This is a genomic window from Acinetobacter sp. YH01010, from assembly GCF_013420775.1.
Taxonomy (GTDB): domain Bacteria; phylum Pseudomonadota; class Gammaproteobacteria; order Pseudomonadales; family Moraxellaceae; genus Acinetobacter; species Acinetobacter amyesii.
Genome location: NZ_VOYF01000020.1, coordinates 1 through 24418, shown reverse-complemented (window position 1 = coordinate 24418; position 24418 = coordinate 1). Strand labels below are relative to the sequence as shown.

24 protein-coding genes are annotated in these 24418 nt (G+C 40.3%); 16 read left to right on the top strand and 8 right to left on the bottom strand.

Annotation, left to right across the window (positions count from 1 at the left end):
• The first annotated feature begins 133 nt into the window (after nt 1–133).
• On the top strand, nt 134–382 hold the full coding sequence (locus FTT77_RS14775; RefSeq protein WP_078189169.1) for a hypothetical protein: 249 nt from the start codon (nt 134–136) through the stop codon (nt 380–382).
• 134 nt (nt 383–516) lie between these two features.
• Here the strand turns inward: FTT77_RS14775 and FTT77_RS14770 are convergent, their stop codons facing one another.
• Nucleotides 517–939, bottom strand: a complete 423-nt coding sequence (locus tag FTT77_RS14770) for a hypothetical protein (protein ID WP_180008940.1) — start codon at nt 937–939, stop codon at nt 517–519.
• A gap of 101 nt (nt 940–1040) precedes the next feature.
• Nucleotides 1041–1883 carry a 16S rRNA (cytidine(1402)-2'-O)-methyltransferase gene (gene rsmI, locus FTT77_RS14765; RefSeq protein ID WP_078189168.1) on the bottom strand — a complete coding sequence of 281 codons (843 nt, stop codon included), beginning with the start codon at nt 1881–1883 and terminating at the stop codon, nt 1041–1043.
• Nucleotides 1884–1893: 10 nt separating this feature from the next.
• On the opposite strand from rsmI, the gene FTT77_RS14760 reads away from it, so the two are divergent.
• From FTT77_RS14760 to FTT77_RS14745, 4 genes are read left to right on the top strand one after another with little or no spacing between them, the layout of a single operon-like run.
• Nucleotides 1894–2838, top strand: coding sequence for a penicillin-binding protein activator (locus FTT77_RS14760; RefSeq protein WP_180004163.1), 945 nt, complete (start codon nt 1894–1896; stop codon nt 2836–2838).
• A gap of 46 nt (nt 2839–2884) precedes the next feature.
• On the top strand, nt 2885–3292 hold the full coding sequence (locus FTT77_RS14755) for a YraN family protein (protein WP_180026975.1): 408 nt from the start codon (nt 2885–2887) through the stop codon (nt 3290–3292).
• 60 nt (nt 3293–3352) lie between these two features.
• Nucleotides 3353–4051, top strand: coding sequence for a BON domain-containing protein (locus FTT77_RS14750; protein WP_180109484.1), 699 nt, complete (start codon nt 3353–3355; stop codon nt 4049–4051).
• Nucleotides 4052–4076: 25 nt separating this feature from the next.
• Complete coding sequence (locus tag FTT77_RS14745; protein ID WP_180109483.1) at nt 4077–4949, top strand: alpha/beta hydrolase; 873 nt, start codon at nt 4077–4079, stop codon at nt 4947–4949.
• A gap of 273 nt (nt 4950–5222) precedes the next feature.
• On the opposite strand, the gene FTT77_RS14740 is transcribed toward FTT77_RS14745, so the two are convergent.
• Nucleotides 5223–6155, bottom strand: a complete 933-nt coding sequence (locus FTT77_RS14740) for a hypothetical protein (protein WP_180109482.1) — start codon at nt 6153–6155, stop codon at nt 5223–5225.
• Nucleotides 6156–6421: 266 nt separating this feature from the next.
• Here FTT77_RS14740 and FTT77_RS14735 point away from each other — a divergent pair, with 266 nt between their 5' ends.
• Together FTT77_RS14735 and FTT77_RS14730 are read left to right on the top strand one after the other, a co-directional pair.
• Nucleotides 6422–6910: a YaiI/YqxD family protein gene (locus tag FTT77_RS14735; protein ID WP_372491130.1), complete on the top strand. Its 489-nt coding sequence runs from the start codon at nt 6422–6424 to the stop codon at nt 6908–6910.
• A gap of 4 nt (nt 6911–6914) precedes the next feature.
• Entirely contained in the window at nt 6915–7820 is a 906-nt protein-coding gene (locus FTT77_RS14730) for a DMT family transporter (protein WP_180109481.1), read from the top strand.
• 7 nt (nt 7821–7827) lie between these two features.
• On the opposite strand, the gene FTT77_RS14725 is transcribed toward FTT77_RS14730, so the two are convergent.
• Nucleotides 7828–8397 (bottom strand): PilZ domain-containing protein, encoded by a 570-nt coding sequence (locus FTT77_RS14725; RefSeq protein ID WP_078192054.1) that lies wholly within the window; start codon nt 8395–8397, stop codon nt 7828–7830.
• Nucleotides 8398–8425: 28 nt separating this feature from the next.
• Here FTT77_RS14725 and FTT77_RS14720 point away from each other — a divergent pair, with 28 nt between their 5' ends.
• From FTT77_RS14720 to FTT77_RS14710, 3 genes are all read left to right on the top strand, one after another.
• Complete coding sequence (locus FTT77_RS14720; RefSeq protein WP_180023318.1) at nt 8426–9661, top strand: lipoprotein-releasing ABC transporter permease subunit; 1236 nt, start codon at nt 8426–8428, stop codon at nt 9659–9661.
• Nucleotides 9654–10337, top strand: coding sequence for a lipoprotein-releasing ABC transporter ATP-binding protein LolD (gene lolD, locus FTT77_RS14715; protein WP_111883937.1), 684 nt, complete (start codon nt 9654–9656; stop codon nt 10335–10337). Before FTT77_RS14720 ends, lolD begins: the two co-directional genes overlap by 8 nt.
• Nucleotides 10338–10443: 106 nt before the next feature.
• The gene (locus FTT77_RS14710; RefSeq protein WP_180109480.1) at nt 10444–12903 is read left to right on the top strand and encodes a DNA internalization-related competence protein ComEC/Rec2; all 2460 of its coding nucleotides are present in this window, start codon (nt 10444–10446) and stop codon (nt 12901–12903) included.
• A gap of 31 nt (nt 12904–12934) precedes the next feature.
• On the opposite strand, the gene FTT77_RS14705 is transcribed toward FTT77_RS14710, so the two are convergent.
• Complete coding sequence (locus FTT77_RS14705) at nt 12935–13906, bottom strand: lysophospholipid acyltransferase family protein (RefSeq protein WP_180008950.1); 972 nt, start codon at nt 13904–13906, stop codon at nt 12935–12937.
• A gap of 127 nt (nt 13907–14033) precedes the next feature.
• Between FTT77_RS14705 and sppA the strand changes: the two genes are divergently transcribed.
• The gene (gene sppA, locus FTT77_RS14700) at nt 14034–15059 is read left to right on the top strand and encodes a signal peptide peptidase SppA (RefSeq protein ID WP_180109479.1); all 1026 of its coding nucleotides are present in this window, start codon (nt 14034–14036) and stop codon (nt 15057–15059) included.
• A complete protein-coding gene (locus FTT77_RS14695) occupies nt 15056–15865 on the top strand; it encodes an alpha/beta fold hydrolase (RefSeq protein ID WP_180109478.1) in 810 nt (269 codons plus the stop codon). Before sppA ends, FTT77_RS14695 begins: the two co-directional genes overlap by 4 nt.
• A gap of 75 nt (nt 15866–15940) precedes the next feature.
• Here FTT77_RS14695 and purN read toward each other — a convergent pair whose 3' ends face one another.
• A complete protein-coding gene (purN, locus tag FTT77_RS14690) occupies nt 15941–16570 on the bottom strand; it encodes a phosphoribosylglycinamide formyltransferase (protein WP_180021923.1) in 630 nt (209 codons plus the stop codon).
• Between the two features lie 9 nt (nt 16571–16579).
• Nucleotides 16580–17650, bottom strand: coding sequence for a phosphoribosylformylglycinamidine cyclo-ligase (gene purM / locus FTT77_RS14685; protein ID WP_180065015.1), 1071 nt, complete (start codon nt 17648–17650; stop codon nt 16580–16582).
• A 134-nt stretch (nt 17651–17784) separates the two neighbouring features.
• Here purM and cxpE point away from each other — a divergent pair, with 134 nt between their 5' ends.
• The 4 genes from cxpE (at nt 17785) to FTT77_RS14665 (ending at nt 24094) form a co-directional block, all read left to right on the top strand.
• The gene (gene cxpE / locus FTT77_RS14680) at nt 17785–19002 is read left to right on the top strand and encodes a chloramphenicol efflux transporter CxpE (RefSeq protein ID WP_180040181.1); all 1218 of its coding nucleotides are present in this window, start codon (nt 17785–17787) and stop codon (nt 19000–19002) included.
• Between the two features lie 18 nt (nt 19003–19020).
• The gene (gene hda / locus FTT77_RS14675) at nt 19021–19725 is read left to right on the top strand and encodes a DnaA regulatory inactivator Hda (protein ID WP_078190380.1); all 705 of its coding nucleotides are present in this window, start codon (nt 19021–19023) and stop codon (nt 19723–19725) included.
• Between the two features lie 118 nt (nt 19726–19843).
• Complete coding sequence (rbtA, locus tag FTT77_RS14670; protein WP_180109477.1) at nt 19844–21655, top strand: rhombotarget A; 1812 nt, start codon at nt 19844–19846, stop codon at nt 21653–21655.
• A gap of 24 nt (nt 21656–21679) precedes the next feature.
• Complete coding sequence (locus FTT77_RS14665) at nt 21680–24094, top strand: CSLREA domain-containing protein (protein ID WP_180109476.1); 2415 nt, start codon at nt 21680–21682, stop codon at nt 24092–24094.
• A gap of 80 nt (nt 24095–24174) precedes the next feature.
• On the opposite strand, the gene FTT77_RS14660 is transcribed toward FTT77_RS14665, so the two are convergent.
• Nucleotides 24175–24418, bottom strand: a 244-nt coding sequence (locus FTT77_RS14660; RefSeq protein ID WP_180109475.1) for a transposase, incomplete at its 5' end; no start/stop codon positions are given.

Sequence of the window (24418 nt, the reverse complement as noted above, 5' to 3'; positions counted from 1 at the left end):
TACGATTTTGATTAAAAAAGATACGATTTTTTGATTGTGGGTACTAGTCGAAATGCTCAGAGATTGCTAAATTTCTGTTAATTTAAAACCAGCCATTCGCTGGCAAACAGAAGTCATTCGCGGGGAGAACACAATGACTGATATGAACGATTATGATGATCCAGAAGATTCAGTAGTTGATGAAGATGAAGCACAAGCAGCTGAAAAAGGTGCAGGTGACGCAGCTGATTCTGCCTCTGATGGTGACACCTCTGAAGCTGAAACATTAACAGTGACTGCAAAACTAAAACAACGTCAGGCGCTTGAAGATGAAGTTGCTGCGTTCTTAGCGCGTGGTGGTCGTATTACCGAAGTCCCTCCAGACGAATCGGCAAAAGATTAAAAATGAAAAAACACCACGTCATGTGGTGTTTTTTTTTGCTTCATTCGCTTGTGCGAGGATGCATGTCATTCAGTTCTTAACTCTGTAGCATGTTTGCTCAAGAAGTTAAGTCGTTAATAAGATGTGAAATCGCTTCAAGCCGTCTTTGGCTTCATATATTTACGACTGATCGCGTAAATAGGATAGAACACAAAATGCAGTAAAAGCAAAAACATACAATTAATAATAAATGCAGCAATATACGGCGGTGCATGCATGGCCGCCACAGCAGCGACAAAAGATTGAAAAAGTAATACCGCACTCAAAACGACATAAGCCCAATAGCGATGCCTATCCCAAAATTGGCTCAGTTTCAGTAAATTACCGACTACAAAATAGAGGGAACAATATCCACAGACCATCGCAATCGCGCTATGATCGGCCGTCATTTGCTCGCCACTAATATAGTGCGGATAGGGTTGAATGCCAGTAAAAATAATATGTACAAGGGCCGTGAGCCAAACCAGATTAAAGAGAATGAACACCAGCGGTTTTTTGACAGACAGATTTATGGACATGTTATAAGCAACTTTTTTCATTCTATTTAAATTATTGTAAGGAATAGCTTATGGAACCCGTAGGTTCCATAAGCGGTTTAAATTAAAAGAAAAAATTAAGCTTAATCGTTCGCTTGGGTTAACTCTAAAGCACGTTGATAGGCCACTTTCTTTTTAATCCCAGTTAAATCTGCAGCCAATTGAGAGGCAGCTTTAACGGACAAATCTTGAAGTAAACGTGTTAGCAATTTGTCTAACTTTTCTTGCTCTAGGTCTTTTTCTTCGGTCGCACCACCAATCACCAAAACGATTTCGCCTTTTTGCTGATTGTGATCAGATTCGACAAAATGAACCAATTCACCCAAAGACATTTTTTTAATAGTTTCAAATGTTTTGGTAATTTCACGTGCAAAGCCCACAGGACGATCTGCACCAAAGACATTCGACATATCTTTTAGGCAATCCACAATACGGTGCGGCGCTTCATAAATAATCATGGTTTGAGTTTCGTCTTTCAGTTTTTCCAATGCTAAAAGACGTTGTGACTGTTTAGAAGGTAAAAAGCCTTCGAAACTAAAACGGTCACTGGGTAGGCCGACAGCACTGAGAGCAGCAATGGCAGCACAGGCACCTGGCACAGGAATGACACGAATATTTTTTTCTTGTGCAGCTCGAACCAATTTAAAGCCAGGATCACTGATCAATGGCGTGCCTGCATCACTGATTAGCGCCATATTTTCACCCTTTTCGAGGCGTTCAATCAGCTGGTCTATTTTGTTACTTTCGTTATGGTCGTGGCAGGCGGTTAAAGGTGTATTGATACTAAAATGTTTAAGTAATTGTGCGGAAGTTCGTGTATCCTCGGCGGCAATAATTTTAACCGACTTCAATACCTCAATTGCACGATAACTAATATCATCTAAGTGCCCGATTGGAGTTGCAACAACAAATAACTGAGCACTCATAGGTTTCTCCATGTTGGATAATAAGAACAAAATTTTGGGTCTTTGCCTTTTAAGCAGTCTGTTTACTGCTGCACAGGCAGACGTCTTGGTCATTCTACCTGAATCTGGCCCTATGGCGCGAGCCGCATCCAGTATTAAGCAAGGTTTCAATAGCGCATATCAATCGTCAGACTACAAAGTGCCCATTAAGTTTGTAGATTCAAATCAAAAGCAAATTGCAGCGATATTGAAGCAACAGGTCAATAAAAAAACTCAATTGGTGATTGGTCCTTTAGCACGTCAAGATGTAGAAGCACTTGTAAAAGCAAAGCCTAAAGTCCGCGTGTTGGCTTTAAATGAAACGACGAGCCAAATTCCAAACGTCTGGCAGTACAGTCTATCAAAACGTGATGATGCTTTAGCACTCCAAAAAGTCTTCGAAAAAGACAAACTAGCGCAAGTGTTAGTGTTACGTCAGCCTGCAACTGAGGCAGAACATGAATTATTGCTCATGTCCTTAATTAGTCAAAGTTCAGTGCCGATACAAGTGGTTGAACAACTCCCAACGAAGCTGGACAAAAATCAAGGGGTGTTGTTGTTAGGCAATAATGAATGGATAAACAGTCAAACAAAACTACCTAAAGCAAAACTATATACCGTTGCCAATGCGATTGAAGCCACAAAGCCCATTCCTGTAGGGCTGAAATTTTGTGATGCACCTGCATTGCATGACGCGCGTTGGCCTGACCTGATCCGAGCTTATGAGGAAAACCCAGTAGATATGCCATATCAACGTCTTTTAGCTTTTGGCGGAGACACATGGCATATCGCAAAACAATATTTGCAAGAACCGAAATTAAAAAGCATTGAGTTTCAGGGGCGAACAGGGCTAATCAAAATTAGTCAAAATAATATTCAGCGTGTTCCTCACTGCTATGAGCGAAGTAAAAAAGGCATCGTGGCGATCTCACTTTAGGGATGAAACGATGCAGCTAAACTTAGAGCAGATGAATTTGGGACAGATGAATCTGGGGCAGTGGGCAGAACGGCAAGCGCTGCGTTTGGTTGAGCAGCAAGGCTATGTACAGGTGCAACAGAATTATCATAGTCGTTATGGTGAAATTGATTTGATCGTCACACGTGGTCAAGAATTGGTGTTTATCGAAGTTAAAGCCCGTTCGAATACCCGTTATGCTCAAGCCGTTGAAAGCATTTCTATTCACAAACAACGTAAGATGATGACGACTGCGTTGCATTTTTTAAATGAACAGTCACATTTTCAAAATTATTATTGTCGCTTTGATGCAATTTGTTTTGATTTTTATCAGCACTTTGCAAAAACACTACAGCAAGACTTTTCTAAATACCCGTATCATCAGCAATGGATTGAAAATGCTTTTACTTTTGATCAAGAGTTGATTAATCTTTGATAAAACAAACTGTGTAAACGCATAGAAAAATACGTGTGGAAATTTGAGGAGTCGTGCTGAGTGGTTAAGCGTATTGGAATAACGATGCTTTGTGTCGCAAGTTTATCTGGCTGTGCGAGTTTTATTTCGAATGGAACAGGATCAGCACCTGTAGGAACTGAAAGCGGCGCACGCTCATTGGGACAAGTTTTTATTGACTCTTCCATTGTTCGAACAGCAAAAATTAACTTATATAAATTAGATACTCGTTTTAAACAGTCACGTGTCAATATTGAAAGTTTTCATGGCAATGTCTTATTGACTGGGCAAGTGCCAGATAATCATTTAAAAGAATTGGCAGAAGAAAATGTCCGTTCAATGAGTGATGTCAAAACTGTACATAACTATATTACAGTGGGTAATCAGATCAGCTATAGCACCATCATGCAAGATACTGCGGTCACTGCGAATACCCGTGGTTTGATTATGAAAGCGCCTGTGGTATCTGACAGCAAAGTACACATTCATACTGAAGATGCTGTTCTTTATGTGATGGGCCGTTTAAACAGTGCGGAAATCACAGACTTAAATCAAATCTTGCAACAAGTGGGTAATGTAACGCGAATTATCACTTTAATCGATAATATTGATCAGAACCCAAATCCACAGGCACGTTCAATTAACTCAAGTTACACCACACCTGCTGTAGGTAATGTGCAACCTGAAGTACAAACGCCTGTAGCGATAGATCCGGATGCTGTCGATCCAAATGCTCAATAAAATGTCGGAAATGATGCTGTAAAATATGAATCAATGGTCTCTGCGGCTTCAGCAAAAAATGGATTTGGCTAAATCTTTATATCGAAATTTTCGGTTATATGATTTTGGCAGTTATGCATTAAATCGACTGACACCCAAACAAGGATATCATGTTCAAAACAATATCCCTTATGGTCTAAAAGTGCGCCATCGCCTAGATTTGTATCGCACGTCAGCACCTCGTCAGCAACGTCCACTCATCGTGTTTGTACATGGTGGAGCGTGGATGCATGGTGACAAAAAGGACTATGGATTCATTGGTGAAGCTTTTGCCAAAGAAGGCTTCGATGTTGCTGTCATTAATTACCATCTCGCACCTGAATATATTTTTCCGGCTTCAATTGATGATCTTAGCCTTGCATTAAACTATTTGACGCAGTCTCAGCATAAGTTGCAGATTGAAGTGGAAAATGTGGTGTTAATGGGACATTCGGCAGGGGCATTTAATGTCATGTCTGCACTGTATCATCCGACGCCTTATCAGCTACAAGTGAAAGAGAATATTCGTGCAATTGTGGGATTGGCAGGGCCATATCATTTTGATTATAAAGGTGATCCGATTTGTGCAGATGCCTTTGATCAAAATGTACCGTATCAACAAGTGATGCCGTATTATTTTGTTGAGCACAATCAAGTGAAGCATTATCTATTTACTGCGGATAAAGACAATATCGTTGGCTATAGCAATAGTGAAGATTTAGATCGTCGATTAAAAGCCTCAGGCAACCACAGTCAGTTGATTCAAATCCCACGTGTTGGGCACATCACGATGATTGGTTCAGTTTCGAGTTTATTTAGTCGCTTCTTTAAAACCAAAGCTGAAATCATGCGTGTACTCGATGAAATTAGTCCACGCTAGTAGATAGCTTTCATAAGTCAAAAAAATGATCATTAATTCGTAGCAAGATTAATACTGAAAGCCCTTCTTCCTCTAAGATGAGGGAAATTTTTCATATAAATCCTCTCCTTCTTGCGCGTAATTATGCTCATCCTTGAAAAGGAGAGGGAATATTTTTGTGAATTAAGTATTGATTTATGAAAGAAGTTTAGTGTTTGACGTTAAATACTAATTTAAGTAATAAAAAAACCACCATATTTTGGTGGTTTTTTTCTTCTTAGATTTGAATTCCAATTAGGCAGATTTCGCGTAAATATTGGCTTGTATCCACAGATTGCCACGAATATATTGCCCAACATTGAAATCTTTATGCGCCGGATTTCGTGTTGCAACACGAACAATCACCGCTTCTTGGTTTTCTTCGTGGATTAAGGTCACATCATACAGCGTATAGTCTTGCTCTTTAAATTGCATGGCAGTTTTGCCAACAATATGCCCTTGGAACCAAGCTTCGTCTTCTTGGCCAAGATTTTCACCATATAGGTATGCAACCATTTTAGAAAAATCGACTGTGACTGGTGCTTTGTCATCTTTAGACTTTGGTTGCCATGCTTTAATTTGTTCGTGTAAGTCTGCAGGGGCAACACCGTTGTTTGCTGCCAAGATATCGTTTAAAGCACGATGATGTTTAATCGATGCAGGATCGTCAACGACGAGCTGTTCATGTTCTGCGACAGCTTCGAGTTCATAGGCCCAAGCATTGAGTTGCACACTGTAGGTTACATCTTTTTCATATTGGTCGTGATTGACGCTATATAAACTATCAAAAGCATACACACTGGTATTTGCGCCTAAGTCGAGGCAAAGCACAGCTTGCGTATTGGATTTACAGGTAATAATACGTTCAATGGTGGCTTTGGTTTTATATGGGCTATCAAAACTTGGAAATGCAGTTTTAACGGCTTTAGGTTTATTATTTTCTACCGCAATCACTTGGCAAAGTTGTATCGACGCTTGAGATGGACCTTGAATCAGCCATGTACTTTGATCCATATCAGATTCTTGTGCACATAAGCCCATCGGCATAATGGGTGCATCCAATGCCTGACCCAGCCAAACTGGTACATCCGTTGTCGGGTTGCCGGTGAGCAAATTCCAATGTTCAACATGACTACCAAAAGTTTGATCTTCAATAGTGATAATTTCAGGGCTATTTTGTTTTTTCATATGCACAATTGATATTGGGTTGGTTTCATAATTAATAAATCGAGGGTTATTTGAAATTTTCAAGTCACCGACGTCATATTTATCATGAAATCATGCATAAAAAATGTTTTCAGTAGGATTTAAATGTTAAAGCATTGGAAAATAGGCTCAACTTTGGCTCATTTTGCAGCTTTTCGATTCTCATGATTAGAGAAATGTAGATCCATTCAGCGGATGCAGATCCCCAAATTGTCATGTAGATTTGTTACTATGGGCCATGTTTAAAAGTGAATGGAAAATCAGTGCTGCCATTTAAATTATGGGTGGATGCAGATGCGTTACCACGCATTTTACGTGATGTAATTATTCGTGCTTCTGATCGTTACCAGTTAGAAGTCACTTTTGTCGCCAATCAAAATGTTGGGATAACGCCTTCGGTGCGGATTAACTCAATTCAAGTCATGAGCGGGGCAGATGCAGCGGATAAAGAAATTATTCAGCGCATGAAAGAGCACGACATCGTGATGACACAGGATATTCCGCTTGCTGCTGAAGTGATTGAGCGGGGCGGTATAGCGATACATCCACGCGGTGAGATTTATACCACAGCAAATGTCAAAGCTCGTCTACATTTACGCGACTTTATGGATACATTACGGGGCGCAGGTGTGCAAACTGGTGGTCCAGCACCGATTTCAGAACGAGATAAGCGCGAATTTTCTAGTAGCTTAGATCAAACCATTCAAAAGCAAAAACGTAAAACGGCGCAGAAGTAAAACCATGCCATCTAAAACAAATCTAGCGACGACCTATGCGTTGTTGGTATTTATTTGGTCGACCACACCACTTGCCATCGTTTGGAGTGTCAGTGATATCAATGCGTTTTGGGCACTGACATTACGCTTTTTTATCGCATTACCCTTGGCTGTCGCATTATTGTTTATTTTTAAACATAAACTGCCGATGGATAAAACCTCGCTGCACAGTTATTTGGCGGGGGCATTTAGTTTTATTGGTTCTCAAATTTTTACCTATATGGCAACGGCCTATCTCAGCTCAGGTATTATTGCCCTGATGTTTGGTTTAGCGCCAATTATGACGGGTCTGATTGGTCGTTTCTTCTTTCATACCTATCTGCATCGCTTGCAATGGATTGGGATGTTGATTGCCGTCTGTGGTTTAGCCATTATTTGCTTGGGCGGCAGTGATCAGCACGTACAGCCTGTTGGCATCGTCTTAATGTTAATGAGCGTATTCGTCTACTGTATGTCGATTTTTTGGGTGAAAAAAGTCAATGCGCCATTGCAGCCCATGTCTCAAGCCACGGGTTCGATTCTTATCTCAGCACTATTTTCTGCTGCAATGCTACCTTTTATTTGGCAGTATGCACCTACACAGATGCCTTCGACCAAAGCACTCATTGGCTTATTTTATGCAGTGATTATGGCTTCATTGATTGCGATGTTTTGTTATTTCAAACTGGTACAAAACATTAAGGCGACAACTTTATCTTTAACAACAGTCCTCACACCGATGCTCGCGATGTTATTCGGGGCACTGTTAAATGATGAAAAATTATCATTGATGGTTTTACTTGGTGCTGTGATTCTATTATCAGGCTTGTTTGTTTATTTTTATAAAGATTTTCGGGCGAACAGACAGCTCGCCCACAAATTAAAACATTGATTAAAAATCACTCTTTGTTTTGGGTCAGTGCGATACACTCTGCAAGTTTGACGCGGTCTTGAGGGAGCAGTGTGATAAAATAGGCACCCGTACGGTATAAGTTGCTTTCTTCTTCACGGCTATAAACCACTTGCGCAGTTGCCGCAATATGGAAGAAATTTTCAGGGTGGCTTAAGGTCACATGGATATAAGTACCTTCTTTAATCGCGCGTTCGCTAAAAAAGCTCAAACCAGTCTCTGAAAAATTCACATGCTCAGGCACTGGTAACATGCTTTGTACAATTGCGTCGTATAAAGAACCCGTAATAAGGTTTAACTTTTGGTTAAATAAGGATAAGATTCGAGCAATTTGTTGATCTTTCTCAGCTAATTGTTCTAATTCGTAGTTGAGTGCATGATCAAATTGATCTAATTCAGCAAGTAGTAGAAAATAGCGCGGCAATACAAAATTAGGATCGTAAGGATCATTCAGTGCAACATCATCAGAGATAATCTGATAGTTGATGCGCAAAGCAGCATCGATACGCGACATTACACGGCGTTCAGTTTGAACGCTTTGATGCTGTAAGTTTTCCATAATATATATTACCTCGGACTAGATGGTTATGTTTAAACCAATCTCGCTGTATATAGGGTTGAGATACACTCGCGCTCGGCGCAGTAACCACTTTATTTCTTTTATTGCTCTGGTATCCATGATCGGCCTCACGCTTGGTGTGGCAGTCCTTATTACAGTTTTATCTGTGATGAATGGTTTCGATCGTGAGCTGAAAACTCGTGTCTTGGGAATGATACCTCAAGCCACTGTTTCTTCAACACAAATTTTAACAAATTGGCCTGAACTTGCAAAAAAAATTGAGCAGCATGAGCATGTTCAAGGGGTCGCACCATTCACCCAATTACAGGGAATGTTGACGGCACAAGGTCAAGTGTCTGGCATTATGGTCAGTGGGATTGAACCGCAGTATGAAAAAAAGGTATCAATTATCCAAGACCATATGGTGGAAGGCAGTATCGATAACCTGAAAAAAGGTGAATTTGGTATTGTCCTTGGCAAGCAAATGACAGATGCCTTGGGTTTAGGTTTGAATGACAGTGTGACCTTGGTGCTTCCTGAAGCAACACCTTCTCCGGCTGGGGTCGTTCCGCGTTTTAAACGATTTAAAATTGTGGGTATTTTCAGTATTGGTGCAGAAGTTGATTCGATGATGGGCTATGTGGCTCTGAACGATGCAGCGACTTTATTAAGACTGCCAGATGGTGCTCAAGGCATCCGTATGAAGTTGGATGATATTTTTGCAGCGCCACAAGTGTCTCAAGAAATTGTGCGTGATTTACCTGCAAACTTCTATGCTTCTGACTGGACATATACACACGGCAACCTATTTAGTGCGATTCAAATGGAAAAGGCAATGGTAAGTTTATTGCTGTTCCTGATTGTATTGGTTGCAGCATTTAATATCGTGTCTTCATTGGTGATGGTGGTCACTGATAAAAAATCCGATATTGCCATTTTGCGTACACTAGGCGCTTCACCGGCTACAATCACACGGATCTTCATGGTGCAAGGTACAGTGATTGGGGTGATTGGTACGGTGTCAGGGGCGATTTTAGGGATTATCGCTGCATCTAGTATTAGTAATTTAGTCGGTTGGTTGAATACAACATTAGGCTTAAATATGTTTGATGCTTACTTCATCAACTATTTACCGTCTTATTTAAGATGGCAAGATGTTGTGGTGATTGTGTCCTTATCATTGGGCCTGAGCTTTATCGCGACCATTTATCCGGCTTTACGTGCAGCTAAAGTTCAACCTGCAGAGGCTCTACGCTATGAGTAATTTAGTTTTAGATGCCCAAAACATTACCAAATCTTTTACTGATGGTAAGTCTACAGTCGATGTAATTCGCGGACTTTCATTACAAGTCAAAGCAGGTGAGTTTGTTTCTATTGTTGGTTCAAGTGGCTCTGGTAAAAGTACGTTATTGCATGTATTGGGTGGCTTGGATCGTCCAACATCGGGTCAAGTGTTGATTAATGGTCAACGCTTTGACACTTTAGGTGAAGCAGAGCGTGGTTATATCCGCAATGAGCATTTAGGTTTTGTGTATCAATTCCATCACTTGTTGCCTGAATTTACCGCGTTTGAAAATGTGGCGATGCCATTAATGTTACGGAAGTCGAGTAACTTCAAAGAAGTGAAGCAGCAAGCTGAATATCTTTTGGAACGCGTTGGACTTTCCCACCGCATGACGCACAAACCCGGTGAGCTTTCAGGCGGTGAACGTCAACGTGTGGCTTTGGCTCGTGCATTGGTAGCAAAACCTAAGTTGATGATGGCTGATGAGCCAACAGGGAACTTAGACCGCAAAACCGCGGTGAAGATTTTTGAGTTGCTGTCTGAGTTACGTAAAGAATTTAACATGGCAATGCTAATTGTGACCCATGATGAATATTTAGCTCAATCTGCTGATGCGATTTTGCATATGCAAGATGGTTTATGGGTAGATGACTAAGCGCTAAATTGATTTTGTAAAAAATTAGTGGATTAAGATTGTTTGATTGAAGCTCACCTCGGTGGGCTTTATTATTGCCAGCACATAATAAAAATAATGACGACTCATGTTACAAAGTTTTTGTATTGGCTGGATTTTAGGTATTTCTTTTATGGGTTTCATGTTTTGGAATCCACAACTCTCGACAGCTCAGTTGCTTTTTATTGTCCTGATTTGGCTAGTGCTACAGCTCTACATTTCACCAAAACTAAAAAGTATCTTTTCGAAAATCTTACAGCTCAGTACAAATCTTTGCATAGGTTCAATTCTCGGTTTTAGTTTCGCCAATACTCAACTCGATCAGCGTTTGGCATTGGTTGAGCATCAGAGCAGACAAGGCGAGTTTATTGTGTATATCCCACAAATTAGCCAACTCAAAGACCAAGCGATACATCAAAAAGTCGAAGTGCTAAATGTGAATCAGCAGATTCAATATTTTATGGCGTATTTACCCAATTCGATTTTGCAAAATAATGACCAGACGATCCAGCTAGTTCCCGGGCAATACTATCGCATGTATGGTGAGTTACGGCCTACACAGAGTTATGTGACCGAAGGTGCATTTGATCAAGAACGGTGGAGCATACAGCAAAATATACATGCCAGTTTAAAGGTGAAGTCAGTCGAATTGATACCATCCCAACATATGACTGCAATGGGCTATGGTCATCAGTATCAACGACATCAAGGTGTGTTGCATCAGTTCAAAATAAAAGTCGAACAGCAGCGTTTATATTTAAGAGCGTTTATATATCAACAACCACTACGAAATCATGGCTTGCTGCTAGCACTGCTTACTGGTGATAAAAGTTTACTCACTGAAGGCACCAGTGAATTATTTCAACGCTTTGGCATGAGTCATTTACTAGCGATCTCTGGTCCGCATGTACTGGTTTTTGCCAGCATGCTCTGTTGGGCGATGCAGTTGGGTATCCGTAAATATTGTCCCAAAATTTATCTCAAATGGCCTAAACAATATGTATTGGTCGTGCCCTTTATCTTCTGTGTCCTTTTATATTGTGCATTTACCGGTTTTGAAATACCAGCACTAAGAACGCTGACGATCTGCCTTGTCGCAAGTAGCATGCTTTTGTTACGGCAAACCATTCAGCCTTTTCAACTGCTGGTTTTTAGTGCCGCAATTTTATTGCTCGTGGATCCCTTTAGTATTTTATCCGCGGCATTTTGGTTGTCTTATGGCGCATGCTTTATTTTACTGCGGATATATCAAACCTTAAGGATGCATTTACTGGCTCAAGCGGAAGTCAGTTTTTGGCAAAAGTTAAAGCATTCAATGTGGTTGATGGTGGAATCACAATGGAAAATCTTTGTCGCCTTATTTCCATTGATGGTGATTTTTTTCAAGCAAGTGACTTGGATTAGCCCATTAAGTAATTTATTCGCCATCCCGTGGTTAGGGGCTGTGGTGGTTCCTTTAGATATCATCGGAGGGGCACTTTCTTATATTTCTACACCTTTGGCGCATTTGGTCTTTTTATTCAATGATCTGTGTTTAGAAGTGTTGCATGTATTTCTCTATGGCTTAGATCGACTCTTTGCACCACAAATGCAAGATGTCGCATTGACGTCAACTCAGATCGTACTGTTGATACTCGTTATAGTAATCTTATTTTTACCTGAAGGAATCTTGCCAAAATATTGGGCGGTCATTGCCTTTTTTGCTCTGTTTATCCCATGGAGAAATTCAGCAAATTTTCAGCTTTCAATTTTAGATGTGGGGCAAGGGCAGGCGATCTACATCCGATCTGTAGATCATCATATGATGGTGGACTTCGGTGGAAACTATGATGAAAATAAATTTAGTGTTGGGCAAAATATCATCCGGCCATTTTTGAGTGTGCAAGGTGTCCATCGACTAGATCGGGTGTTATTGACTCATTTAGATCAAGACCATAGTGGTGGCTTTTTCTCATTGGAGCAACAGCTTGATATTGGACAGCTTTCAAGTAATGAGCGGGTACAAACCATAAACCAAGCTCCACAGCGCTTATGTCAGCGTGGTCAGCAGTGGAATTGGGATCAGCAAGTATATTTTGAAATACTCTCGCCAAAGCCTGAAGATCTGACAAATGCTCAATGGAATGCCAATGAACGTTCTTGTGTTCTATATGTCACGGTCAAAGGCGTCAATGGCCCACGACATTTTCTATTGATGGGGGATGCGGGTTGGGAGACGGAATATCAAATGTTAAGTGATTATCCAGACCTAAAAGTCGATGTCTTGGTGCTTGGACACCATGGTAGTCGGCACAGTTCATCCTATGCGTTTTTAAACCATTTTAAGCCCAAGTTGGCGATTGCTTCCGCAGGTCGCTTTAATCGTTATGGACATCCTGCAAAGATGACCCAAACACGTCTCAAACAATTAGACATTCCACTCTTGCAAACTGCACAAAGTGGAAGTATTCATTTCAAGCAAAATAAACAACAAATTGAACTAATTGAAGAGCGTACAAAGTATAAATGGCTCGATCTATATCGCAGGCTATCTAAAGAATCTGAATAGAAAACTGCTTCAAGTGTATTGCTTGAAAATGTCATTCTGTCACATTTTTAATTTTTTGCTGTCTTTGATATTCCTCACGAATATCACGAATGCGTTGAGCGGCTTCCTCATCACTAATATTGTATAGATTTCTCAATTTTGGATTGGCTTTAAAGCGTTTATAGCTCCAGTGATAATGTTCTGGATAACGATGAATTAAATCTTCCACTGCTTTAAAAATAACCATTGAGCCATCATCTGCATTGCCTTGATAAATATTGTCATCGATAGGTTCGATATGCATATCAAAACCATGATTATCATTACGAATGGCGTACAGTAAGAGCGCACGTGCTTTGGTTTTTTGAATTAGTTTTGCACTTAAGTTGCTGGTTTTTAGTGGAATACCAAAGTATGGAATCATTTCACCGCCGGCATTGGGGGTATGGTCTGGCAAAATCACCGTCGTCCCACCTTGTTTTAAGGCTTTGAAAATTTGACGTACACCTGATTCATCCGTAGGAACCAATATTGCTTGCTCACGGCTTCGAGCAGCACGGACAAAATTGTTGGCAGATTCACTTTTTACCGGCTTGTACATGATGGTCATTTGAGTGTACTGCGCAACCCATGCATTCATGATTTCCCAAGTACCAAAATGTGGTACCACGAGTACAACGCCTTTTTGTAGGGCGAGCGCTTCATGTAAATATTCAGCGCCATGTACGTGATGAATTCGTTGAATATTTTTTTCTGTACTTGCACCCCAAATGTTAAAAAATTCAAAATAAGAACAAAGTTCGTTTCGAATCGCTTGTTTAGTGAGTTGAATGCGAGCTGACTCTGATAATTCAGGCAATGCAATTTTAAGATTGCGTTGAATCGTAGAGTAGGTTTTAGAGATTTTTAAAACATTGACTAACCCAGCCAAACCTTTTGCAATTAATCTAGAAATTTGAATAGGTTGACGGCTGATAAATTTTAACAGGTGATATGTGGTGTCCTGTGAATTTTGGTCGGTCATCTTATTTAAGTCTGAAAGAAATGAAAGAAAATTTAAAATAATTATAGGGGAAAATGAATTGATTAGACAGTTATAGCGATTAGCGTGTATATAATGACTACAAATTAACGATCAAATGGGTTTTTTTATGTCCGAATGGCCACCAAAACCTGAAGAAAAACAGCAAAGTTCTTCAAACAATATCCAGCAGCCAACTGGAAATGAATGGAAAATATTAGAAAAAGCCGTGCTTTCTTCCGTTGAGGAACAACGTAGAGCACGTAGATGGGGTATATTTTTTAAATTTTTAACCTTTGCTTATTTGCTATTTATTATCATTGCGATGGCGAAAAGTTGCAGCATGTCATCATCAGATCCTGCAGCAACAGCGGGTTCACATATTGCCGTGGTTGATATCATTGGGACCATTGCAGCGGACAAGCAAAGTGTAAACAGCGCAAATACCATCAAAGCTTTGAAAAAAGCTTATGAAAATAAACAAAGCAAAGCGGTTGTTTTAAATATTAATTCACCGGGTGGTTCACCTGTTCAGTCTGATGAAATCTGGCAAGAAATTCAGTACTTGAAAAAAGCCCATACCGATAAAAAACTGTATGCCATTATTGGTGATACAGGCGCTTCAGGTGCGTACTATATTGCTTCTGCCGCAGATGAAATTATTGTCAATCCTTCAAGTTTAGTGGGTTCAATTGGCGTGATCATGCCGAACTATGGCGTTAGTGGTTTGATGCAAAAGTTTGGTGTAGAAGATCGCACCATGACTTCGGGTGAGAACAAAGCGATTTTATCCATGACTCAACCTGTCGATGCTGCACAAAAAGCACATGTTCAAGGTGTACTCGATAACGTTCATGCGCATTTTATTAATGCCGTGAAAGAAGGTCGCGGTAAGAAATTAAAATCGAATGATCCGGCTATTTTCTCAGGTTTATTTTGGACAGGTGATCAGGCTGTGAAGCTGGGTATTGCTGACCGTACAGGTAGTTTAAATAGCCTGAAACGTGAGTTGAAAACTGAAAAAGCTGTGAACTACACCATTGAAAATAGTCCATTTGATTCTGTATTAGGTCGTATGGGAAGTTCGTTTGGTCACGGTTTGGCAAGCGCATTGTCACAACAGGTTCAATCTGAAAACAGCACGAAGTTACAATGAAACCGTTAATTCATTTTGCGCACGCCAATGGCGTGCCATCACAGGTTTATCAAAAATTATTTGATTTATTGAGTGATGAATATGATGTGATCTATGTGCCGTTACTTGGGCCAGATAAGCGTTACCCAATCGATAACCATTGGAAAAGCTTAACACAGCAAGTCATTGACAGTATTGTACGTCAGGCCAATGGTCGTAAGGTCATTGGATTAGGTCACTCATTAGGTTCGGTTTTAACATTTCAGGCTGCTTTACAACGCCCAGAATTGTTTGAACAAGTGTTAATGATTGATCCGCCTATGATCATGGGGAAAGAGTCTTTTGCTTTGCACATCGCCAAACTCCTCAAACTCAAAGTCGTCGATAAAATGTCGCCTGCTGGGTTGTCGAAGCGTCGTCGTGATCATTGGGACAGTCGTGAACAAGCAGCAGAGCTTTTAAGGCCGAAAGGTTTTTATAAAGATTTCGATCCAGACTGTTATCAAGCTTATATTGATTATGCCTTGATGGACGATAAACTGCGTGGTGGGGTGGAGTTGACGATTTCACGTGATGATGAGGTTCATATTTTTCGAACCAATCCTTCACTGTGGTGGTTACCTCATGCTCAACCGCAAGTACCTGTACAGCAGTTAATTGCAGAGCAGGGGCCATTTTTGGCACGTCACTTTCCCCAAATGGTCGAGAAAAAATTTGCGATTCCATTTAAAGTGGTTAGCGGCAGTCATATGTTTCCCTTAGAAAAACCAGTAGAAACGGTTGAGTTAATCAAACAAATGTTAGCGGTTCATGCCAAACATGAATGATTGAATGTACTCAAATAAAAAAACGCATCCGAGGATGCGTTTTTTATTTCTTTTTAAAATAGATAAAAACTGATTTTAAAACTTGCAGAATTGAACAGGTGCTTGCATCGGTTGATTGCGATATAACACCCCATCAGCAGTATGTTGGATCGTACCATTACAGATCCATTCTGCGACTTGAGGATAAATCACATGCTCAAGCACGTGAACCCGATCTGCCAGACTTTCAGCATGATCATGCACATTGACTTTAAGCACACCTTGAGCAAGCGCTTGGCCGGCATCTAGCTCTGCAGTCACGTAATGAACTGTACAGCCATGGAAGACATCACCAGTGTTTAACACACGTTGATGAGTATGCATGCCTTTATAATTTGGTAACAAAGAAGGGTGGATGTTAATCATTTTCCCTTCCCATGCTTTGACAAATTTTGGGCTTAAAATGCGCATAAAGCCTGCCAAAATCACCAAGTCAACATCCCAGTCGAGCAGTTGTTGATGCATCACATCATCAAAAGCTTCACGACTTGGATATTGTTTGTGTTCAATGACTGCAGTTGCAATCTTTGCTTTTTCTGCACGTTGCAGTGCAAAAGCATCAGGTTTATTGGAAATTACCCCAACGATTTGACCTGATAGATTGGCATCGATCAGGGCTTGCAGGTTAGATCCGCTGCCTGAAACAAGTACAGCAATTTTAATCATGAACGTTGCTTATGCGAAAACTACACGGATTTTTTCGTCAGCGCCTTCAACAGATTCAGCATTGTCTGCAATGTGACCCATTGTGAATGCTTTTTCGCCAAGGCTGTTGAGTAATTCAACAGTTTTGTCAGCATCTGCTGCATCAACTACGAGAACCATACCCACCCCACAGTTAAATGTGCGGTACATTTCAAATTGTTCAACAGCACCTTCTTTTTGAAGTAGTTTGAACAATTCTGGCCATTCCCAAGATGCTTCATTTACTACCGCTTGAGCACCATTTGGCAGTACGCGAGGTAAGTTACCCGGTAAACCACCACCAGTGATGTGTGCCATTGCGTGTACATCAACTTCTTTCAATAACTGAAGAATTGGTTTTACATAAATACGAGTTGGTTCCATTGCTGTATCTGCAAGTGGACGACCATCAACGATTTGAGTAAGGTCAACGTTTTTCACATCTAAAATTTTACGAAGAAGTGAGTAACCGTTTGAGTGTGCGCCAGAAGATGCAACACCAACTAAAACGTCACCCGCTTTAACTTTAGAGCCATCAATAATTTTACTTTGCTCAACGACACCTACGCAGAAACCTGCAAGGTCATAGTCTTCGCCTTCATACATACCTGGCATTTCAGCAGTTTCACCGCCAACCAATGCACAACCTGCAAGTTCACAACCCGCACCGATACCAGTCACAACATTTGCTGCAACGTCAACGTTGAGGTGGCCAGTTGCATAGTAGTCAAGGAAGAACAGTGGTTCAGCACCACATACAAGAAGATCGTTTACGCACATTGCAACCAAGTCTTGACCAATTGTGTCATGACGGTTCAAATTCAATGCTAAACGTAATTTTGTACCAACACCATCTGTGCCAGATACGAGAACAGGTTCTTCATAACCTTTAGGAATTTTACAAAGAGCGCCGAAGCCGCCTAGGCCGCCCATCACTTCAGGACGTGCAGTACGTTTCGCGACAGATTTGATACGATCGACTAACGCGTCGCCCGCTTCAATGTCGACACCTGCATCTTTGTAGCTTAAACCAGTGTTTGGGGTAGAAGTTGAGTTGCTCATAATGAAGTCTCCGCATTCGCGCGGGGATTATAACCTGAATATGCAAAACTCTTATGCTATTTCGCACTAAAATGTTATCTTTATTAAAATATTTTCCTTTCTATAACGATTACATTGAAAAAAGGTGACTTTATATGGGTGATCGCACCTTGCGCCGAATATTTATTCTTGCTGGGATAGCATTGATCATATGGGTTTTATACTTATTAAAGCCTGTAGTTGTTCCTTTTATCGGCGCATTTCTAATTGCATATTTATTTAGCCCTTTAGTCGATAAATTACATAATATTGGCTTGCCGCGCTGGTTATCTATCAGTTTGGTCTTTATTGGAATTGGTGTCGCTATATTCCTTGCAATGTGGTTCCTCGTACCACTGGTATGGGAACAGTTGATGTATGCGAAAAACAATATTCCAAGCAATATTCATTGGGTCAACTATACATTCCTGCCGTGGTTATCAGAGACATTTAATCTTGTACCGATGGAAATTGATACAGAGCAAATGTCAGCAGCGATCATGGAGTATATTCAAACCAACTATAGTGCAGACAGTATCCAAGCCATGTTGTTAAAAGTGGCACAATCGGGTCTGAATTTCATACAGATTGGTGGCACGATTGTCTTAATTCCAATCATAGCTTTCTATTTCCTATTAGACTGGGAACGTATGTTAGAAAACATGCGTCGTCTTATTCCACGCAAATACGAAAAAAGCACATTAACCATCGTAGGCGAATGTCATGAAGTTCTTGGCGCATTTGTAAAAGGCCAGTTCTTGGTGATGTTCTTATTGGGCGTTGTATATGCGGTTGGACTTCAATTAGTCGGTATTGAGGTTGGTATCATCATTGGGATGATTGCGGGTCTAGCCAGTATTATTCCGTATTTGGGTTTTGCGGTTGGTATTATTTCGGCAATTGTGGCTTGCTTGTTCCAATTCGGTTTGGATTGGGTGCATTTAGCCTTAGTTTTAGTTGTCTTCATGGTGGGACAGGCGATAGAAGGCTATATCCTACAGCCGTTCTTACTGGGTGACAAAATTGGTTTGTCTCCAGTAGCCGTGGTTTTTGCAGTACTTGCAGGCGCACAATTGGCAGGACTGCTCGGAATGCTCATTGCATTACCAGTCGCAGCGATTATTGTGGTGTTATTACGTCATGCGCGTGAAAATTATGAGAAAAGTAATTTATACCGAAATGATGTACTCGTGGTGAATGATGCTGAAATTGGCACATTAAGCGTAGAAACCGATCAAATTGCTGTCGATATCGAGCTCAAAAATCAGTCTGCAAATTCGCTGCAAGATCCTGAAATTTCGAGTAACATTGAACGATCAGAACATAAAGATTGATAAGGCCAAAATATAGATATGCGTCAATTGCAGTTAGATATAGAACCTCAGCTCGATGCCCGAATTAGTGATTTTTCTGGGCCGAGTTGGGGACATGTAATCGATGGTGTACGTCAATTACATGCAGGATTAATGAATCGTTTCTATATCTATGGCGGAGCTGGCACAGGAAAAAGCCATTTACTCTCTGCAATATGTGATTCATATTTAGAAATCGGCAAATCAGCAATTCAAGTTTCATTGCTTGAATTGCTCGATGCGCCCACTGAAGCGATTACTTCGCTAGATCGCTATGACTTGGTGGCTTTAGATGATATTGAAGCCATCAGTGGAGTTCCACATTGGCAAAAAGCCGTTTTTCACCTGATTAACTATAATAACGAAGAAGGTGGTCAATTGGTCTTTTCATCTCGACTGGCACCAATTGAACTCAAACTTGAACTGCCAGACTTACAGTCCCGATTAACTCAAGCAGTTAGTGTGAAAGTGCCGAATGGTAGCTTATACGCAGACCGTCAAGCGCTCGTGAACTCTGTTTTAGCGCGACGTGGCATCCATATGGATCAACAAATTGTGGATTATTTGTTGGCACATGGGCCGCATCAGGCGTCTATTTTACTTCGCTCTTTAGAACAACTGATTCAGATGTTAAAAGGTGAAAAAGTCAAATTGAGTCATGCCAATTTAAGACAGATTTTTGCCCTAATTGATGAATATCGGTAAGCAATAAAAATTCTTGAGTAATTACTCAAGCTGTGACAAAGTACATAAAAATATTTTAATGTTGCAAGGATTGTGCAACTTAAGAATAAAAAGATAAAAAATATTTAAGGAGATGGATATGCTCAAACAGAGCATAGGCATTGGCATGCTTCTCATGGCAGGTCATGCATTTAGCGCAGAAATTATCGTTACAACCACTGAAGATGTTGTAAAGGATGACAAGGAATGTTCACTTCGTGAAGCCATAGAATATATCAATAATGGTATGCCAGAAGCCGGATATAATGGTTGCGGGGGTAAAGACGCCTATGCCTCAATTTCTCTGAAAAAAAATGAAGTTTATAAACTCACTAAAAAAATTGATATTAAAGCAGAACTGAATCTGAAAACGGCGTATGACAGTAACGTCAATGAAGATGTCGTACTCGGTCTTAATAATGCCGTCATTGAAATGACGGGTAAGGATCAAATTTTTAATATTAATGATGGCGAAAAAGAACTATTTGCTATCAATTTTAAAGAAATTTCATTTAAAGGATGTAAGCAAGATCAATGTGCTGATAAAGGCGGCATCATTTTTAATAATGAAAAACTTACACTTGAAAATGTAAAGTTTGAAGATGGCTATGCACGACTTGGTGGTGCAATCTACAATGTAGGATTTTCAGAAGATGGCGCAGCTGTAGCAAGCCGTCTATATATACGAACCACGATTTTTCAAAACAACAAAGCGGTAGATGGGGGTGCAATTTACTCAGAAGCACCGGCTTATGAAATCTATACATCTTTGTTCAAAAATAATGAAAGCACTTCTGGTCGAGCGATTGTTTACAATCAAAATGGGCTCGCAGACATCAGTAAGTTGGTGTTCAGTAACCCTCAAAATATCATTGCCAATAGCACCTTTTTCAAAAACAAAGGTTTTGCTGTCAACTTACGTGATGGTTTAGCACTCAATAATATTACAGTACTGAAGAACAGTGGCGGTATCGAACTAAATAGTACCTCTGAGCATGCTTATTTAGCCAATAGTGTGGTGATTGGTAATGCGCTCAGTGGTACCGCTCAAGATTGTAAAGTCGTGAACTCAGGAACAGACCAATCTGTTTTTTATAACAACTTAGTGGCTGCGAGTTGTCCTGTTGGGCCTGCTGCAAATTTAAATGATGTATGGTCTGGGACGAGTTTAATTGCGGGTGAAGATGAAGGTAGCTGTAAAACCTTAACAGAAGATCGTAATGCACTTTTCTGTCCATTTACCACAGCAAATAACGCATTTATTGGTTATTTACGTCCTCGTATTTTATTAGATTACGAAACGATTTTCTCAAGCCCGATATTAAATAAGGGGAAGACCACAGCAGATGGCAATGAGCATCATGTGTATTGCGAGTCTTCTGATCAGCGTGGAAAAAATCGTAATTTGGATGATGTTTGGTGTGATCGTGGGGCTATAGAAATTGTGGTTCCTGTGAGCATGCCTCGATTAGGTAAAGACATTCGTACAGGTGAAGTAGCCAAGTTTAATATTTTAGATGCATTAGGTGACAGTGATTTAATTCCAAAAGAAGAATGTTCAAAAGTGATGGGTATGGCAAATCCAACGGGTGAGCCATGGCAAGATGGTTGCCCAATAATTGTACAAAGCACCGAATCTAAAGGTAAATTTACACTGAATTTGAATGGTGATTTTGAATACACGCCAAATGGAAATTGGCATGGCGCAGATATTTTTGAATTGCGTGTGGTGACGTCGTCAACCCGTTTTAATACTTCGGCAAAAAATTATTTAGCTGCAGAAGTGCGTATTTTCCAAGAACCAAACAATGAAATGGAAAGTAAAACCGTTAAAACTTCGGGTGGTGCTCTAGGCTGGGCGAGTATTTTTGCGCTGCTTGGCTTAGTTGGATTTCGTCGCTTTAAAAAATAGTCTGGATAGAATTAAGGACAGCACATGAAAAATTATAAAAAAGGATTGCTGGCGGTCATGGTCCTTGCGGCTATGTCATCTATGGCAGCGACAAGTAACATCATCAAAGTTACGACCTTTGATGATGAAAATGGTGAAAATCTCAATCAATGTTCTTTACGTGAAGCGATTGAAACTGCACGTAAAAACAAATCTTTTGGTGGATGTAATGTCGGTAATCCAAATAATGGGCAGACCGATTATATTCAACTTGAAGCAGGTGAATATCTTCTGACTAAAGGTGAGTTAGTTCCGCTCAATCAGATCGTGATTGAGGGGAAAATTCGCTTTAACTATGATTCAAAAAATTTACTGACGCAGAAATTTCCTGCCTATGAGGATATTAGAACGACGATTAATGCCCAAGGCAAATCGCGTATTTTTAATACTTCACGCTCAGAAGCCAACTTTATCGTCAATAATGTACGCCTTACTGGCGGGATGGCAGAAGACCGTGGTGGTGCCTTGTATTTAGGGGGAGCATTTACCTTAAATAATGGTGCAATAGAAAACTCTCAGGCCAAAGTTGCTGGCGGTGCGATCTACTCCGTTGCGCATAATATGTCGAAAAAAACATTATTGGTGAGCAGTTTAGTTCAGGGCAACATCGCACCTAAAGGTAGTGTTGTCGCTATGGATTGTATCGGGAACTTGGGGGATACCCAGCCTGAAATTGTGTTCCAGCAAAGCAGTATTATTCAAAATGGTTCATCGACGAGCAATAGTGTGATGGACTTCTGTGGAAATGCCAAGGTTGAACTGACAGCAAATACGATTGCAAAAAACCAAGCAAATCCAAGTACGGGTAGTATTATCCGTGCCATTTCTCAGGGAACGGATCGTTTAAGTGCTTTTTCTAGCTTCGTTTTAACCAGTAATACAATAGTCGAGAACAATGCGGCTAGTACCTATTATTATGATAATAATGGTACAAAGGCTTGGTATTTCAATGTATTGGCCTACAATACTGGTGGAAAATCTTGTCGTTATCTGAATAATGCAGTACCTGATAATGGTCAAAAATTTGTGGCAAGTAATAATGCATTTGAACTGGCAGCCGCACAGTGTGATTTACCAGAAAGTGTGCTGAATAGTACGGAAAGCTTTCTGCAAAACCATGATGTAAGTAGTTATGCTATGGGGACTTTATTAAGCGCCCTACAAACAAAATCTGCTTATAATTTGTATTTACCTTTGTATTACCCGAAAGCAATCGGCAGTGGTTTTGACTTGATCAATCTGGGCTTAGACGGCTGTAGTGATGCGGATCAACGGGGCATTTTGCGGATCACAGATGGTACTTTACAGTTATCACCTACGCAAAGAAACACATGTGATATTGGTTCGGTTGAGTTAATGAATTTAACCGCAGCAGATATGGCAGATATTACCAATGAGTCTTTAACAGCTCTGCAAGATAAGTATCAAAATACAATTGATGCTTTGAAAAAGGATATCGACGATCCAGATTATGCAGAATACAAAGTTGCCAATCAGGATGATTTAACAAAATACGAAGCGGCATTCAGTGCATTAAAAAATAACCTCAAATATCGTGCGGTTTATTTTGATCCATTCCCAGCATCATTACCTCAAGAAGAGTCTGTGAACGGAAGTGCTGAAACACGACAAATTGCCTTAAATGCTGACAACTATACCGTGACGACTTCACCAATCGGCATTGGTAGTGAAATTACGGTGTCTAGTACAGGCGAAGCAAGTATTGTGGGTAATCCACCACATGACCTGCACTGTGATTGGGATGCTGGAATAAAACAAATCGTTATATATCGCACCAGTGGGGCAACAACAGCGCCTACCGAATACGGTTTTTGTAAATATACGCTAAAACAAAAGACAGGGAGTCAGGCGGAATCCTCTGGTGTAGTACGTGTGGCATTTAAAAATATGACCCCAGTGGCCAAAGCTGCGCAATATACGATTAGTCCTTCAAATAATTTGTCAGTTACCGTCAATAATTTATTAGAAAATGCTAATGATGATGGTGATGGTCCAGTTGCATCAATGCCAGCGGGTAAATCGGTGTGGCATCAAAATGAAGAAGGCCAAATTATTCCAATTCGTTTTACAAAAATCCCAGCAGGTTTGAACTTTGAAGCCGAGTATAGTGGTAGTTGTCCCGCAAGTTATTTAAAGGAAACTTGCTACGGTGGCAAAATCACCTTCTCTGTAAAAAATGGCTTTAGTCAATTCGACTATCCTGTTGAATATAGCGTTGTCGATAGTGATGGCATTGCATCAAGCAATGCAACTCTGACCCTTAAGAATACTGCGAAGAATACCAACGCTTCTTCTAGCGGTGGTGGCTCTATGGGAGTATTTGGACTGTTGGCATTGATAGGTTTGGGTGTGTATCGTCAGCGTCGGTTGAGCAAGTAAGACAATAAAAAAAGCCTCGATAAGAGGCTTTTTTTATGACTTAACTAGGGTGTGTTGACATTTACAGCCGATAAATTGAGCTAAAGAGGCAACCATATAAATATACAAGCTAAAGCAACAGCGCTTTGATAGTTACGTTTTAGCTTATCGTATCTTGTGGCAATTCCTCTAAATTGTTTTAATCTACAAAATGCATGTTCAACTAAATGTCTGATTTTATACATATACCAGTCCATATCATCATTGCTAGATTTGGCATTTGATCTTCGAGGAATGTTTGCTTTCGTATTACTTTCTCTAATTTTCTTTCTGAAACTTTCTGAA